The organism is Streptomyces sp. NPDC012935, from assembly GCF_042900345.1.
Lineage (GTDB): Bacteria > Actinomycetota > Actinomycetes > Streptomycetales > Streptomycetaceae > Streptomyces.
Genome location: NZ_JBIBBC010000010.1, coordinates 146,733 through 161,505, shown reverse-complemented (window position 1 = coordinate 161,505; position 14,773 = coordinate 146,733). Strand labels below are relative to the sequence as shown.

14 protein-coding genes and 1 pseudogene are annotated in these 14,773 nt (G+C 71.9%); 6 read left to right on the top strand and 9 right to left on the bottom strand.

Annotation, left to right across the window (positions count from 1 at the left end):
* Window positions 1-164: 164 nt before the first annotated feature.
* Window positions 165-953 (top strand): annotated as a pseudogene (locus tag ACFY5C_RS24390) (EamA family transporter); the annotation flags it as partial.
* Between the two features lie 93 nt (window positions 954-1,046).
* Here the strand turns inward: ACFY5C_RS24390 and ACFY5C_RS24385 are convergent.
* Window positions 1,047-1,877, bottom strand: coding sequence for an alpha/beta fold hydrolase (locus ACFY5C_RS24385; RefSeq protein WP_389447467.1), 831 nt, complete (start codon window positions 1,875-1,877; stop codon window positions 1,047-1,049).
* 204 nt (window positions 1,878-2,081) lie between these two features.
* On the opposite strand from ACFY5C_RS24385, the gene ACFY5C_RS24380 reads away from it, so the two are divergent.
* Window positions 2,082-2,966 carry an RNA polymerase sigma-70 factor gene (locus tag ACFY5C_RS24380; RefSeq protein WP_389447466.1) on the top strand — a complete coding sequence of 295 codons (885 nt, stop codon included), beginning with the start codon at window positions 2,082-2,084 and terminating at the stop codon, window positions 2,964-2,966.
* A 171-nt stretch (window positions 2,967-3,137) separates the two neighbouring features.
* Window positions 3,138-3,899, top strand: coding sequence for a GntR family transcriptional regulator (locus tag ACFY5C_RS24375; RefSeq protein WP_389447464.1), 762 nt, complete (start codon window positions 3,138-3,140; stop codon window positions 3,897-3,899).
* 164 nt (window positions 3,900-4,063) lie between these two features.
* Here ACFY5C_RS24375 and ACFY5C_RS24370 read toward each other — a convergent pair whose 3' ends face one another.
* The 3 genes from ACFY5C_RS24370 to ACFY5C_RS24360 form a co-directional block, all read right to left on the bottom strand.
* Window positions 4,064-5,221, bottom strand: coding sequence for an ROK family protein (locus ACFY5C_RS24370; protein ID WP_389447462.1), 1,158 nt, complete (start codon window positions 5,219-5,221; stop codon window positions 4,064-4,066).
* Window positions 5,222-5,352: 131 nt separating this feature from the next.
* On the bottom strand, window positions 5,353-6,015 hold the full coding sequence (locus ACFY5C_RS24365) for a response regulator (RefSeq protein ID WP_389447460.1): 663 nt from the start codon (window positions 6,013-6,015) through the stop codon (window positions 5,353-5,355).
* A 14-nt stretch (window positions 6,016-6,029) separates the two neighbouring features.
* The gene (locus ACFY5C_RS24360) at window positions 6,030-7,199 is read right to left on the bottom strand and encodes a histidine kinase (protein ID WP_389447459.1); all 1,170 of its coding nucleotides are present in this window, start codon (window positions 7,197-7,199) and stop codon (window positions 6,030-6,032) included.
* 109 nt (window positions 7,200-7,308) lie between these two features.
* Between ACFY5C_RS24360 and ACFY5C_RS24355 the strand changes: the two genes are divergently transcribed.
* From ACFY5C_RS24355 to ACFY5C_RS24345, 3 genes are read left to right on the top strand one after another with little or no spacing between them, the layout of a single operon-like run.
* On the top strand, window positions 7,309-8,229 hold the full coding sequence (locus ACFY5C_RS24355) for an ABC transporter ATP-binding protein (RefSeq protein WP_389447457.1): 921 nt from the start codon (window positions 7,309-7,311) through the stop codon (window positions 8,227-8,229).
* A gap of 3 nt (window positions 8,230-8,232) precedes the next feature.
* Window positions 8,233-8,958, top strand: a complete 726-nt coding sequence (locus ACFY5C_RS24350; RefSeq protein WP_389447455.1) for an ABC transporter permease — start codon at window positions 8,233-8,235, stop codon at window positions 8,956-8,958.
* A gap of 40 nt (window positions 8,959-8,998) precedes the next feature.
* Entirely contained in the window at window positions 8,999-9,427 is a 429-nt protein-coding gene (locus tag ACFY5C_RS24345) for a hypothetical protein (protein ID WP_389447454.1), read from the top strand.
* Between the two features lie 36 nt (window positions 9,428-9,463).
* Here ACFY5C_RS24345 and mug read toward each other — a convergent pair whose 3' ends face one another.
* The 5 genes from mug to ACFY5C_RS24320 all read right to left on the bottom strand — a co-directional run bounded on the left by mug (window position 9,464) and on the right by ACFY5C_RS24320 (window position 14,760).
* Window positions 9,464-10,012, bottom strand: coding sequence for a G/U mismatch-specific DNA glycosylase (mug, locus tag ACFY5C_RS24340; RefSeq protein WP_389447452.1), 549 nt, complete (start codon window positions 10,010-10,012; stop codon window positions 9,464-9,466).
* 13 nt (window positions 10,013-10,025) lie between these two features.
* The gene (gene purB / locus ACFY5C_RS24335) at window positions 10,026-11,468 is read right to left on the bottom strand and encodes an adenylosuccinate lyase (protein ID WP_389447450.1); all 1,443 of its coding nucleotides are present in this window, start codon (window positions 11,466-11,468) and stop codon (window positions 10,026-10,028) included.
* A 98-nt stretch (window positions 11,469-11,566) separates the two neighbouring features.
* Window positions 11,567-12,349, bottom strand: a complete 783-nt coding sequence (locus ACFY5C_RS24330) for an SGNH/GDSL hydrolase family protein (RefSeq protein ID WP_389447448.1) — start codon at window positions 12,347-12,349, stop codon at window positions 11,567-11,569.
* Window positions 12,350-12,409: 60 nt separating this feature from the next.
* The gene (locus tag ACFY5C_RS24325) at window positions 12,410-13,423 is read right to left on the bottom strand and encodes a hemolysin family protein (protein WP_389447446.1); all 1,014 of its coding nucleotides are present in this window, start codon (window positions 13,421-13,423) and stop codon (window positions 12,410-12,412) included.
* Window positions 13,420-14,760, bottom strand: a complete 1,341-nt coding sequence (locus ACFY5C_RS24320) for a hemolysin family protein (RefSeq protein ID WP_389447444.1) — start codon at window positions 14,758-14,760, stop codon at window positions 13,420-13,422. The genes ACFY5C_RS24325 and ACFY5C_RS24320 overlap by 4 nt, the downstream gene beginning before the upstream one ends.
* Between the last annotated feature and the right edge of the window lie 13 nt (window positions 14,761-14,773).

Below are 14,773 nucleotides of genomic sequence, written 5' to 3'. Positions count from 1 at the left end.
CCTCGCCGTGTGCTCCTCCCGCCCCCCGGGCTCGCCCGGCGAGGCCTCCGAGGCCGCCGAGGCCTCCGAGGCGGGCCGTGCCGTCCCCCCGGCCGGATTGGTCTGCGATGGCGTCATGAAAGTGGACCTTAATCCGGACCGCTGCGCTTCCTAGCGTCGCTGCCATGAACGCCACCACCACGCGCGGAGCCCTCCTTGCCGCGCTCGCCTGCATCCTCGTCGGGGGATCCTTCACCGCCAACAGCCTTCTCGGGGCCTACCCGTACGCCGGCGGTCAGTTCCTGCGGTACGCCCTCGCCTGCCTCCTGCTCGTCCCGTTGGCCGGGCGGGGCGCCGCGGCCCGGCTGCGCGCGCTCGCGGCCCGTCAGTGGGCCCGACTCGTGGTGCTCGCCGCCGTCGGCATGGTCGGCTTCAACCTGGCGGTGATCGCCGCCGAGCGGACGGCCGAACCGGCGGTTCCCGGGGTCTTCGTCGGCTGCGCGCCGGTGGTCGTGGCCGTCGTCGTCCCCCTGCTGGACAAGCGCCGCCCCCAGCGGACGGTCCTGTACGGGGCGTTGCTCGTCGCAGCCGGCGCGGTCACGGTCCAGGGCTGGGGGCGCACGGACGGCGCCGGCATCGCCTTCTCCGCGTGCGCGCTCGTCGGCGAGGTCGGTTTCGCCGTCCTGGCCGTGCCCGTGCTGCGCCCGCTGGGCCCGCGTCTGCTCTCCGCCACGGTGTGCGCTGTCGCGGCGGTCGAGTCCGCGGCGGCCGGAGTGCTCCTGGACGGCACCGCGTGGCTGCGACGGCCCGACACCACGGAAGTGGCCGCTCTGCTGTGGCAGGCGGTGGTCGTGACCGTGGTCGGCTTCGTGTGCTGGTACATGGGCATGCAGCGGATCGGCGCCGAGCGCGCCACGCTGTTCTCCGGTCTCATCCCGGTGGCCGCCGCCTGCACCGCCCCACTCGTCGGAACCGGCTCCTACGGCGCCGTCCAGGGGCTCGGGAGCGCCCTGGTCGGCGTCGGAGTCGCCCTGGGCTCGGGCGCGTTGGCACGCGCCCCGCGCGGGTCAGCGGCTGCCGTCGAGGATGACGCGCGCGACCAGGGCCGGGTCGTCGTTCATGGGGCAGTGGCCGCAGCCGGGCAGCCTGACGAGGCGTGCCCGGGGGATGATCTGCTTGGCGCGCACTCCCTGACGGCGCACGAGCAACCGGTCCTTGGTGCCCCAGGCCACGGTCACCGGGACCCCGGGGATGTCGTCGGTGAACCGGACGGCCCGGCCGGCGTCGAGAGTCTGCTCGAAGCCCGTGGCCCTCGCCAGCGCCAGGGTCTCGGCGACCACGGCGTCGGGTGACCGGCGGCCGGGGCGGGCGTAGATCGTGCTGGTCAGGACCGTACGGCCGGCCGCCGACCGGGACAGCTGTTCCACCAGCGGCAGCGGCAGCCGGCGAGAGAGGTGCCGCATCGCGAGGAGCACGCCGAAGGCGTAACGCCGCTCGGCCTGCGACCAGAACCCGGCCGGGGAGAGGGCGGTGACGGACCGCGCGAGCTTTTCGCGGCCGAGTTCCAGCGCGATCAGGCCGCCCAGCGAGTTGCCCACCACATGCGGCCGGTCGAGCTCCATCGCCTCGCAGAAGGCGCCGAACACGGCCGTCGTCGTCGCCAGGTCGTACGACAGGGTGTCCGGCAGGCCCGGGGACGTTCCGAAGCCGGGCAGGTCCACGGAGATCACATCGCGCTCGGTCGCGAGGATGTCCACCACCGGGTCCCAGACCTGCCGGTGGTGCCCGATCCCGTGCAGCAGGAGCAGCGGTTCGCCGCTGCCCACGCGCGTGTAGTCGACGCTCACGCTCTGCGGACCGTGGGGAGAGGCGACCTGGAAGGAGACGGTGGCGGACATGGGATGCTCCTCGTCTGGGACACGCTGACGGACGGCCGTAGACAGCTTGTCAGCAATTGCTACCGGCGGGTAGTCCCTGATGGTCGCGGACATCGGGAACGTGTGTCCCTCAACCCGCCCCGCACTCCCCGAAGTTGAAGGACACCGAGTCGAGGGCGCCGATTTCGCCTGGACACGGCCGGACGTGTCGGCTGGGATGGAGCGGTGACGACCGACACCGAGACCGACGTCTTCGAAGAGCACCGCCCCGTCCTCCTGGGGGTCGCCTACCGCATGCTCGGCCGCGTGGCCGACGCGGAGGACGTGGTGCAGGAGACCTGGCTGCGCTGGTCGTGCGCCGGGCGGTCCGAGGTGCGCGAACCGCGCGCCTACCTGGTCCGCATCACGACCCGCCTTGCCATCGACCGACTGCGCCAGGTCAAGGCGCGCGGCGAGACCTACGTGGGCCCCTGGCTGCCGGAGCCGTACGTCACCGACTTCGGGGACGCCGTCCCGGACACCGCCGAGCGGGCCGTCCTCGCCGACTCCGTCTCCCTCGCAGTCCTCGTCGTCCTGGAGTCGCTGTCGCCGCTGGAACGGGCGGTGTTCGTCCTCCGGGAGGCCTTCGGATACCCGTACGCCGAGATCGCCGCCATGCTCGACCGGGGCGAGGCCGCGGTGCGTCAGCTGGCCGGGCGGGCCCGCAAGCATGTCGACGAACGGCGGCCGCGGTACGAGGTGGACCCCGCCCAGCGACGCGATCTGACCGAACGGTTCCTGGCCGCGGCAGCGGGGGGCGACCTGGAGGGGCTCATGTCGCTGCTGGCCCCGGACGTCCGTCTCATCGGCGACAGCGGTGGCAAGGCCAAGGCGCCGGTGCGGGTCCTGGAGACGGCCGACAAGGTCGGGCGTTTCCTCGTGGGCGCCACCCGCAACGCCGTCCCCGATGTCACCTTCCGGTTCCTGGAGATCAACGGCGGCCCCGCGGTGCTGGTGCGGTCCGGCGACAAGCCCGACAGTGTCTTCCAACTGGACGTCCTGGACGGGCAGATCCAGTCCGTCTACATCATCCGCAACCCCGACAAGCTGACCTCCCTGGCGACGGCGTAGCTCTCACCGCCCCCTCCCGGCGGTGGCGGCGCGAGCCGGCCCCGTGAACGTTCCCGGCGATTGGTATTGACCAAGGGTGAGGGCCGCCCTATGGTCGCAGATAAGTGCAACAACCTTTAATAAACAAGGGCGCTAAAACGCCGACGGGCCACGGCGATTGCGGAGGACAGGGTGGGGACCACGCAGCTGGAAACGGTGCCGGAACCAAAGTACTGGCATCTGAAAACCGTGCTCAGCGAGGCACTGGACTCCGAGTTCACCGTGGGCGAGATTCTGCCCAACGAACGCGACCTGGCAGCCCGCTTCGGCGTCGCCAGGGCCACGCTCCGGCAGGCCCTGGAACAGCTCGAACTGGAAGGAAGGCTGCAGCGCCGCCGCGGTGTGGGCACGACTGTCGCGCCGCCGCGCGTGGGCGTGTCCGTCGGAGGCGAGCAGCACGCCTGGCCAGGGGCGACCGACGACGTGTGGCAGCCCGCGGACTGCACACTGGCCGCTCCGCCCGCGTCCGTCGCGGACGCCCTGGAGAGCGGCCGGGACGAGGCCGTGCACACCGTGCGCCGCTCCCGCGTGACGCACGGCCAGCCCGTCGCCGCCGAACTGCTCTACATCCCGCAGTCGTCGGTGCCCGACCTCTCCGCCATCGACGCCCCGTCCGGAGCGGCACGCGCGCGTGCCGTGCTGCGCGAGCTGCAGCGCCTGGAGCTGGAGGGCCAGGACAGCGCTGTCGAGCTGGGGTCGGCCCGCGCGGACGACGCCAAGGAGCTGGACCGCCTCCCCGGGGCGCCCGTCCTCGTAGTGACCACCCGCTACCTCGCTGACGGCCGCACCGCCGCGCTCTCCGTCGCCACGTACCGCGCGGACACCTGCCGGCTGACCTTCGGTGACTCCGGCGGTGTGGAGATCCACCAGGGTCCGGAGCGCAAGGCGTCCTGACCGTCGTACCGGCACATGCCTCGCGCCCCGGATCGACTCCGGGGCGCGTCGCGTCGAGAAGCGCACAGGTCGCGTCGAGTAGCGCACAGGTCGCGTCGAGTAGCGCACAGGTCGCGCCGCTGCCTGCCGGAGGCACGCCGGACCGATGCCTGACCGGGTGACCGTCAGCGTCGCCCCGTCACAGTCCCCTCGACCGCGAACAGCTGCTCCTCGACATGGTCGAGTGCCAGCCGCAGCGCGCCGGTCGCCACGGCGGCCTCGCCGAGGAGGGACAGGGCGACCTTCGGCGGGCGCAGGCAGTAGCGGGCCAGTTCGCGGCGCAGCGGCTCCAGTACGCCGTCCAGGCCGGCCGCCCAGCCACCGACGACGACCAGCTCGGGGTCGAGGGCGAGGACGAGCGCAGCCACGTCGTGGACCAGGCGCTGGATGAAGCGCTCGACGGCTGCGAGGGCCTGCTGGTCGCCGTCGCGGGCCTGCGCGAAGACCTTGGCCACGGCGTGCTCGTCGAGGGGGCGCAGCGGCTCGTCCGTGGTGGACAGCAGCGTCTCCGGTGTCGCCTCCCGGCCCAGCAGATGCAGTGCGCCGATCTCACCGGCCGCGCCGCCGAAGCCCCGGTGAAGCTGACCGCCGATCAGCGAACCCGCGCCCGGGCTCAGCCCGGCCAGTACGAACACCACGTCGTCGGACTCGGTGGCGGAGCCCTTCCAATGCTCGGCAACGGCCGCCGCGTTGGCGTCGTTCTCCACCAGGACCGGGCACTTGAAGGAACGGCTCAGCCGCTCGCCCAGCCTCAGCCCCGTCCACTCGGGCAGCGCTGCGCCCAGCCGCACGGTCCCGTCCGCCTCGACGATGCCCGGCGTCGCGACCCCCACAGCCCGCAGCGAGCCGCGTGCCACGCCGGCCCGGCGCAGCAGCTCGGCCACGCCCGTACGCACCCGCTCGAGGCGCTCGTCGGCCGGAGCCGTCTCGTCGACGTCCTTGGCGATGGCGCCGAGAATCCGGCCGTCCAGGTCGGCGAGGAGCGCGGCGACCCGATGCGACCCGATCTCCACGCCGAGCAGATGACCGGCCTCGGCCCGGAACCGGAACCGGCGCGCCGGCCGGCCCTGGCGCCGCACGACACTCTCGTCGGCCGCCTTCTCGACGACGTACCCCGCCTCGATGAGCCCCTCGACGACACCCTCGACGGTCGGCCGGGACAGTCCGGTCACCCGGGTGATCTCCGTCAGCGTGGCGGCGTCCGTGGCACGCAGCGCGTGCAGCACCACTGCGGAGTTGATCCTTCGCAGCAGCGAGGGATCCCCGCCGGTCAGTGGCCCCAACGTCCGTCCTCCCAGCTCGTGCGCATGTTGGGCGGATGGTACTCGCAGTGGCGAACCCGGGCGAGTGTCGGGCACCCCCGGACCTACTGGTCGGTCCGTCCGGCTGTCCTCGCGGCGGTCCGGGGGAGGGGTCACCCCGGCGCCACGAATCCCGACTCGTACGCCGTGATCACGGCCTGCGTGCGATCCCGCGCCCCCAGTTTCGACAGGACGGCGCTCACATGGGACTTCACCGTCTCCGTCCCGACCACCAGCCGGGCCGCGATCTCCGCGTTCGACAGTCCGCGTGCCATCAGCCGCAGCACCTCGGCCTCCCGCTCGGTCAGCCGGGCCCGCTCCAGCACCGCGCGCGCCGCCCGGTTGCCGCCGTCGTCCCCGTACTGCGCGGCCAGCTGCCGCACGGACGCCGGGAACAGCAGCGACTCGCCCTCGGCGACCAACCGCACCGCGTGCACGATCTCGGCAGGCCGGGCCCGCTTCAACAGGAACCCGTCGGCACCGGCCCGCAGCGCCTCGTACACGTACTCGTCGTTCTCGAAGGTCGTGACGACAAGGATCTTCGGCGGTTCGTCGACCGTGCGCAGCACCGCGCGCGTGGCCTCGATCCCGTCCAGCAGCGGCATCCGTACGTCCATGGCGATCACGTCCGGCCGCAGCTGACGCACCAGCGGGATCACCGCCGCCCCGTCGGCGGCCTCCCCGACGACCTCGATGTCGGGCTGCGCCTCCAACACGGCCCGCAGACCCGCGCGTACGAGGGGTTCGTCGTCGACGAGGAGAACGGTGACCGGCATCCGGTCAGCCTAGATCAACTCAGGGGCAGCTCAACATGTACCTGCCAGTCGCCTTCGTCGGGCCCGGTTCGCGCATGGCCGCCCAGCAGGGCAGCGCGCTCGCGTATGCCGCGCAGACCGCTGCCCCGGCCGGGCCCGGGTATGTCCGCGGTGAGCGGATTGCGGACCTCGAGGGTGAGTGTGCCGTCCGCGACGGCGATACGTGTCCTGACCGGGACCGCGCCCGCGTGCCTCAGCACATTGGTCAGCGACTCCTGGAGGATGCGATAGCCCTCCCGGGACACCGGTTTGGGCACGGTGTCCAAAGGTCCCGTCAGCTCGATGTCGACCTTCGCACCCGACGCTCGCGCCGACTCCAGCAGACGGTCCGCGTCCGTCAGTGTCGGCCGGCTGCTGACCGGCCGCTCCGACTCGCGCAGGATGCCGAGGACCCGCTCCAGGTCTTCCAGGGCGGCCCGGCCGGTCTCCTCGATGGCGTCCAGGGCCCGGTCGGTGAAGTCGGGGTCGCGGGCCGCGCGCGCGGCACCCGCCTGCACCACTGCCACGGTCAGGGCATGGCCGATGGAGTCGTGGAGTTCACGGGCGATGCGCGTGCGTTCCAGGAGCTGTTCGGTGCGCTCCTCCATGGCCGCGAGGCGCTCGGCCGGCGTCGGGCCCAGGAGGTGGCGGGCGAGCGCGGCGATGAGATGGCCCGAGCCGACCACAAGCCCCGCCAGCGCGACCAGCGCCACGGGCACCAACAGCACGTGCCACCAGGCGTGGCCCTCGAGGAGCAACGGCTCGCCTTCGTCGATGTCACGGCCGAACGCCGCCGAGACCAAGTCCACTGAGCCCAGAAGTAGTTGGGCGGTGAGCATCGCGGTGGCGCAGCCGAGCAGCAGCCGTGCCTCCAGCCAGACGACGAGCCGCCAACGGTCGCCCCAGGCGGCGGACGGCGCGACGACGACGCCCCCGCTCTCACCGTCGTGCCCGTGACCGGTCAGCAGCAGTCTGGCCTGAAGGCCCTCCACGGTGCGCATGGCGGGCACCAGCCCGACGGGGGCGAGCAGCGCGGCCGCCACCACCCAGGTCCACCAGGCTTCCTCGATGAACAGCCACATGCTGGGCCACACGATGGCGATGAACAGATGCAGCAATCGTGTGTACGTCACCGCCCGACCGAACGGGCGCAGCAAGCGGACCATTTCGTCATCGTGCCAGCCGCCACTGACAACGGACCTCCCCCGCACGGGGGAGACGATCTCCACCCGCGGGGGAGGAGCCGCACCACCTCCGGCGGCCAGGCTTACCGCCATGACCAGCATCGAAGTCCAAGCCCTGACCAAGGAGTACGGCAACCGGCGAGCCGTGGACGACCTCACCTTCACCGTCCTCCCCGGCCGCGTCACCGGCTTCCTCGGCCCCAACGGCGCCGGAAAGTCCACCACCATGCGGCTCGTCCTCGGCCTCGACAGGCCGACTTCCGGAGCCGCGACGATCGGCGGTCGCGCCTACGCCACCTTCAGCGAACCCCTGCGCCGGGTGGGCGCGTTGCTCGACGCCCAGGCAGCGCACGGCTCCCGAACCGGCCGAGACCATCTGCGCGTTCTCGCCGCGACCAACCGCATCCCGAACCGCCGTGCCGACGCGGTCCTGGAGGAGACGGGGCTGGCGTCCGTGGCGGGCCGCAGGGTGAAGTCGTACTCCCTGGGCATGCGCCAGCGGCTGGGCATCGCCGCGGCCCTCCTCGGTGACCCCGAGGTCGTCCTGCTGGACGAGCCGTCCAACGGTCTCGACCCCGAAGGCATCATCTGGATCCGTGAGTTGCTGCGCCGGCTCGCGGGGGAGGGGCGCACGGTCCTGGTCTCCAGCCATCTCATGAACGAGACCGCGTCCTTCGCGGACCACCTCGTGGTCCTCGGCCGGGGGCGCCTGCTGGCCGACACCCCCATGCGGGAGTTCATCCACGCACGCGTGGAACCCCGCGTCCGTATTCGTACCCCGGACGCCACCGCACTCAGGACCGCTCTCGCCCGGCACGGTCACGACGCCGTCCAGCACGAGGACGGGCACTGGAGCGTGCACCACGCGCGCGTGGACGACATCGGCAGCCTCATGTCCGAGGCCGGCGTCCCCATCCTCGAACTCGCCACCGAAGAGGGCACCTTGGAGCAGGCCTACCTCGATCTGACCGCGTCCGAGGCCGAATTCACCGCACAGCACCAGGAGGCCTGAACCATGGCATTCGCGCCCGTACTCCACTCGGAGTGGCTCAAGATCCGTACGCTGCGCTCACTGCCGGGAGCGCTGCTGGCGCTGTTCGCCGTGACCACGGCGTTCTCCGCTCTGGCGGGCACCGACGGGAGCACCGACCCGGAGTTCGACCCCTTGTTCACGGCCATGTTCGGCGTGCTGCCGGGCCAGATCGCCGCCATCGCGTTCGGGGCGCTGGCCGTGTCGTCGGAGTACCACGGGGGTGCGCTCCGGCTGACTTTCGCGGCGGTCCCGCAGCGCGGACGCTGGTTCGCGGCGAAGCTGACGGCCATCGCGGTGCCGGCACTTCTCGTGGGACTCGTCACCGCCTTCACCGCGCTGGTGGTGGCGCGCGCGGGACTCGGCTCCGCGGCGAGCGGGCTCGCCACGGCCGAGCAGGTGCGCGGAGTCGTGGGCTGCGGGATCTACCTCATGCTGATGGCATTGTTCGCGGCCGGCCTCACCGCGGTGCTGCGCAGCGGTGTCGCCACGCTCTCCGTCCTGATCCCGTTCATCCTCGTCGTGTCGTTCGTGATCGGCGATGCCGCCGGCACCGTCGCGGACTTCCTGCCCGACAAGGCGGGCCAGATCGCCCTTCACCAGACCTACGACGGCACACTAGGGCCCTGGACGGGACTCGCGGTGACCGCCCTGTGGACGGCCGCGGCGCTGCTGGCGGGCGCGTGGAGTGTGCGGCGCCGGGACGCCTGACGGCACACCAATTGTCAGTGCGGCCGGGTTTACTGGACCCATGAACATCGCACGGCACATCGCCCTCATCGACGAGCTGTGCTTCCGCCCCTTTCCGGCGGAGCACGGCCCGTCGGACGTCGGCGACGGGGGGCCCGGGTATCACGTCGCGGTGTTAGAGAGAAGCGAGGGCGACTGCGGGACGCGCGCGGCGGCGGTGGAGCAGTTCGAGAAGTACCGGGACGCCCTGTACGAGGTGTACGCGCCGCAATGGCGGCACACGCATCCGCTGAACCTGCAGACCATACTGCTGCGCACCGAGCGGGAGGAGATACCCGAGCCCTGGCGGTCTCTCAGTGCCGGCGCCGACCTCGCCCACCTCTGGGAGGCGGAGGGGACGGGCCGCTGGATCGCGGTGGCCGTGGCCGACCGGGACCCGGCGGACGACATCCAACTCCTGGCCGTGGTCACGGACGTCGACCCACCGTGACGCGTCAGGTGACGTCCGACCCACCATGACACTTGGTCAGGCCTGCTCCGCAGCCACCCGCAACCTGGCGAACTCCTCCGCCATCGTCTGCGTCGTCCAATGCGCGTTCAGCCCGCTCGGGTTCGGCAGCACCCACACGCGCGTGCCCCCGATCACCCGCTCCTGCGGCCCCACCTGCGCCTTACGGTCGTCGAACGCCGCCCGGTAGGCGGTCACCCCGACGACGGCCAGCCAACGCGGCCGCAGCCGAACCACCTTCGTCGCCAGCAGCCGTCCGCCGTCGCGGTACTCCTGTGCGCTCAGCTCGTCGGCTCGCGCGCTCGCCCGCGCCACGACGTTCGTGATGCCGAGCCCGTACGACAGCAACTCCTCCTGCTCCGACGGCTTCAAGAGCCTCGGCGTGAAGCCGGACAGGTGCAGGACCGGCCAGAAACGGTTGCCCGGGCGGGCGAAGTGATGGCCGGTCGCTGCTGTCATCAGACCGGGATTGATGCCGCAGAACAGCACATGGAGACCGTCCGCGACGACGTCCGGCACCAGACGGTCGCGGGCGGCCTCCAACTGCTCGGCGGTGAAGCGCGTCATGCCGCGGCCGACGTCAGAGGATCGCCCCGGGCGTGTAACCGGCGGCCTCCGGGCGCTGCTTCACGATCTCCTCGATCCGGCTCACCACGACCCCGACCTGGTCGGCCGCGGCGCCCGTGAAGGACAGCTTGTCGGCCATCAGGGCGTCCAGCCCGGCGCGGTCGAGCGGGATGCGCTCGTCCGCGGCCAGCTTGTCGAGCAGCTCGTTGCGCTCGGCGCCCTGCTCGCGCATCGCCAGCGCGGAGGCGACGGCGTTCTCCTTGATCGCCTCGTGCGCGACCTCACGGCCGACGCCGGCGCGCACCGCGCCCATCAGGACCTTGGTGGTGGCGAGGAACGGCAGGTAGCGGTCCAGCTCGCGGGCGACGACAGCCGGGAAGGCGCCGAACTCGTCGAGCACCGTCAGGAACGTCTCCAGCAGGCCGTCCAGCGCGAAGAACGCGTCCGGCAGCGCGACCCGGCGCACCACCGAGCAGGACACGTCACCCTCGTTCCACTGGTCGCCCGCCAGCTCGCCGGTCATCGAGGCGTAGCCGCGCAGGATGACCATGAGGCCGTTGACGCGCTCGCAGGAGCGGGTGTTCATCTTGTGCGGCATCGCGGAGGAGCCGACCTGGCCCGGCTTGAAGCCCTCGGTCACCAGCTCGTGCCCGGCCATCAGCCGGATCGTCTTCGCCAGCGACGACGGCGCCGCCGCCAGCTGCACCAGCGCGGTCACGACCTCGTAGTCCAGCGAGCGCGGGTAGACCTGGCCCACCGAGGTGAACGCCTGTCCGAAGCCCAGGTGCCCGGCGATCCGGTTCTCCAGCTCCGCCAGCTTCGCCGCGTCCCCGCCGAGCAGGTCCAGCATGTCCTGCGCCGTGCCGACCGGCCCCTTGATGCCGCGCAGCGGGTAGCGGCCGAGGAGCTCCTCGACCCGGCCGTACGCGACGAGCAGCTCGTCGGCGGCCGTCGCGAAGCGCTTGCCGAGCGTCGTGGCCTGGGCGGCGACGTTGTGGGAGCGGCCGGCCATGACCAGCTCGCCGTATTCGCCGGCCAGCTTGGCCAGGCGCGCCAGCACGGCCACCGTGCGGTCGCGCATCAGCTCCAGCGAGAGCCGGATCTGCAGCTGTTCCACGTTCTCGGTGAGGTCGCGCGAGGTCATGCCCTTGTGGACGTGCTCGTGTCCGGCGAGGTCGTTGAACTCCTCGATACGCGCCTTCACGTCGTGCCGCGTGACCTTCTCGCGCTCGGCGATGGAGGCCAGGTCGACGGTGTCGAGGACACGCTCGTAGTCGGCGAGCGCCTCGTCGGGCACCTCGATGCCGAGGTCCTTCTGGGCCCGCAGCACGGCGAGCCAGAGCTGGCGCTCCAGCTTCACCTTCTGCTCGGGGGACCAGAGCGTGGCGAGCTCGGTGGAGGCGTAGCGTCCGGCGAGGACGTTCGGGATGCGGGGCTTGGCGGGCGCAGAAGTCACGTGTCCAGATTCTACTGGCGGTTTGTGCAGGCCAGCGCCGCGGCCTGGTTGGGCGGAACGTACGAGACGTGCGTCACGCCGCGCCGCCGGCTCCGGCGCTACTCCACCGTGTCCTCGTACGGCAGCAGATCCGGCCGCTTGGCCGGGCGGCCGTCGCCGGACGAGCGGCCGGTCAGGCGGCGTCCGATCCAGGGCAGCAGGTGCTGCCGGGCGAACCGTGCGTCGGCGACCCGTCGCGAGGTCCACCCCGGCGGCAGCGTGGCGGGCATCGGGGTGCGCCACTCGGTGTCCTCGGGGTCGTACCCCAGCGTCTGCCACACGGCCTCCGCGACCCTGCGGTGCCCCTCGGCCGAGAGGTGCAGCCGGTCCACGTCCCACAGGCGTGGGTCCCTGAGGGACGGGGCGCCGTACAGGTCGACGACGACCGCGCCGTGCCGCGCCGCCAGCTCGTCCACGTGGTCGAACAGCTCCTCCATGCGCGGCCGGAACCGCTCCAGCACCGGGCCCTGGCGGCCGGGGCTGCGCATCAGAACCAGCTGTTTGCAGGACGGGGCCAGCCGCTCCACGGCCTCGGTGAGCAGAGCGCGCACACGCACCATGTCGCACTTGGGACGCAGGGTGTCGTTGAGCCCGCCGACCAGCGTGATCACGTCGGCCTGCATGGCCGCCGCAACCTCGACCTGCTCGTCGACTATCTGGCGGATCAGCTTCCCGCGCACCGCGAGGTTGGCGTACCGGAAGCCGGGCGTACGGGCGGCCATCCGGCCGGCGAGGAGGTCGGCCCAGCCCCGGTAGGACCCGTCCGGGAGGAGGTCCGACATGCCCTCGGTGAAGGAGTCGCCGACCGCGACCAGGCTGCTGTAGGTGGGGTTCGTCTGCATGGCGACAGAAATGGTATCCCGTGCACATACCCGTCGGTCGGTCGGCCTCCCTCGCCGGACTTACGCCCGCTGACCGAACAGCTCCCGCAGCACGTCCTCCATGGTCACCACCCCGCCCAGCCGCCCGTCGCTCCCCAGCACGGCCGCCAGATGCGTACGGCTGCCGCGCATGGCGGTGAGCACGTCGTCCAGCGGGGTGCTCTCCCGTACGCGCGCGATGGGCCGCATGTCGTCCACCTGGAACGGCACGTCCCGCGGGGAGGCGTCCAGCGCGTCCTTCACATGCAGATAGCCGACGATGTGGCGGCCGGAGTCGACGACCGGGAAGCGGGAGAAGCCCGACTCGGCCGACAGCCCCTCCAGCTCCTCCGGCGTGACGCCCACGCGCGCGTAGACGACGCGTTCCAGCGGAAGCACCACGTCGCGCACCGGCCTGCGGCCCAGTTCCAGGGCGTCGTGCAGCCGTTCCCGCGCACGCTCGTCGATGAGGCCGGCCTCGCCGGAGTCCCGCACCAGGCGAGCCAGCTCGGCGTCCGAGAACGTGGCGGTGACCTCGTCCTTGGTCTCGACCCGCAGCAGTTTCAGGAGCGCGTTGGCGAAAGCGTTGATCGTGAAGATCACCGGCCGCAGCGCCCGCGACAGCGTGACCAGCGGCGGGCCGAGCATCAGGGCGCTGCGCACCGGCTCGGCCAGCGCGATGTTCTTCGGCACCATCTCGCCGAGCAGCATGTGCAGATACGTGGCCAGCGTCAGCGCGATCACGAAGGACACCACGTGCCCCGCGCCCTCCGGCACGCCCACCGCGTGGAACACCGGCTCCAGCAGGTGCTCGATGGCGGGCTCCGCGACCACACCGAGCACCAGCGTGCACAGCGTGATGCCGAGCTGTGCCGCCGCCATCAGCGCGGACACGTGCTGCAGACCCCACAGCACGCTCTTGGCGCGTCGGTCGCCCTGGTCGGCGTACGGCTCGATCTGCGAGCGCCGTACGGAGATGAGCGCGAACTCGGCGCCCACGAAGAAGGCGTTCACGACCAGCGTGGCGAAACCGATGAGCAGCTGTACGGCGGTCATCGCTCGCCCTCCTTCTCGTCCTGCTCCGCCGCGTCGAGTGGCGCGTGCATCAGCACCCGCGCGGCTCTGCGCCCCGCGGCGTCCACGACGTCGAGGCGCCAGCCGGCGACCTCGACACAGTCACCTTCCGCGGGGATGCGGCCGAGCTCCGTCGCGACGAGGCCAGCCAGGGTCTCGTACGGCCCGTCGGGCGCCCTCAGTCCTACGCGCGCGAGCTGGTCCACCCGCGCCGAGCCGTCGGCCGAGTACAGCGCCCGGCCCTCGTCGTCGCTGCCCGCGTGGGCGAGGTCGGGTGTCTCGTGCGGGTCGTGCTCGTCCCGCACCTCGCCGACGACCTCCTCGACGATGTCCTCCAGCGTTGCCACGCCCGCCGTGCCGCCGTACTCGTCGATCACCACGGCCATGGTGCGCTTGCCGGACAGCCGGTCCAGGAGCCGGTCGACGGTGAGTGTCTCGGGGACGAGGAGCGGCTCGCGCATCAGCTCGGCGACGGAGACGCGCGGACGGCTCGCGGCGGGCACCGCCAGGATGTCCTTGATGTGCGCGGTCCCTACGACCGAGTCGAGGCTGCCGCGGTAGACGGGGAACCGGGACAGCCCGGTCGCCCGGGTCGCGTTCGCCACGTCCTCGCAGGTCGCCTGGGCGTCGAGGGCGACGACCTGGACGCGCGGGGTCATGACGTTCTCCGCGGTCAGGTCGGCAAGGTTGAGCGTCCGCACGAAGAGCTCGGCGGTGTCCGCCTCCAGCGCACCCTCACGGGCGGAGTGCCGGGCGAGGGCGGCCAGCTCCTGGGGTCCGCGCGCGGCGGCCAGCTCCTCGGTGGGCTCCACGCCGAAGCGGCGGACGATGCGGTTCGCCGTGTTGTTGAGGTGGGTGATGAAGGGGCGGAAGATCGCGCTGAACCAGCGCTGTGCGTTTCCGACCCGCTTGGCCACGGCCAGGGGCGAGGAGATCGCCCAGTTCTTGGGCACCAGCTCGCCGACGACCATCAGCACGATGGTCGACAGCGCAGTGCCGATCACCAGCGCGATCGAACCGGCCGCCGAGTGGGAGATGCCGATCGACTCCAGCGGGCCCGCGATGAGCCTCGCGATCGACGGCTCGGCGAGCATGCCGACGACCAGGTTGGTGACCGTGATGCCGAGCTGCGCACCGGAGAGCTGGAACGTCAGATTCCGTACGGCCTTCAGGGCACCGGACGCGCCCCGTTCGCCGCGTTCCACGGCCCGCTCCAGCTCGCTGCGCTCGACCGTGGTCAGCGAGAACTCCGCCGCGACGAAGGCACCGCAGGCGAGCGACAGCAGGATCGCCACCAGCAGGAGGAGCACTTCGGTCATCGGGTCACCTCCG